A 414-nucleotide genomic window follows, 5' to 3' on the forward strand; every position below is an offset into this window, starting at 1 on the left:
ATCCTCAACGACGTAGATCGAGGATTCGAAGCGAAGCGCCGCGATGGCGCCGAGAATATTTACGATCGAAAGATAGATCGTGAAAATACCGAAATCGGCTGGCGAATAGAGGCGAGCCAGCAGAGGAATGGCCGCGACCAGAGTGAACTGGCCAATGATGGCCATGGCCGAGACGCCCCCCGCCATGCGAATAATGCTGCGGATCGGGCTCGGCGTTGCGCCAGCCATCATTTTCGCGACCATAGTGAATGTCCTAGGGCGTCAGAAGTCACTTCGGAACATGTGCGATCGCGCTGTGCAAACGACCTGCCGCTCCGCCAGAGTTTAGAATCGGAGACGAGCCTCACAATCATTCATTCGCATGATGTCCCTTCGATCCGGAAGTTTCAGTATTACCGTGATTTCATTCATATT

General features: G+C 53.9%; 1 pseudogene. It reads right to left on the reverse strand.

From position 1 onward, the window contains the following. Window positions 1-243 (reverse strand): annotated as a pseudogene (locus tag ACWTU8_RS33020) (lipopolysaccharide biosynthesis protein); the annotation flags it as partial. Window positions 244-414 lie beyond the last annotated feature (171 nt).

It is taken from the genome of Mesorhizobium sp. BHbdii (assembly GCF_053848045.1).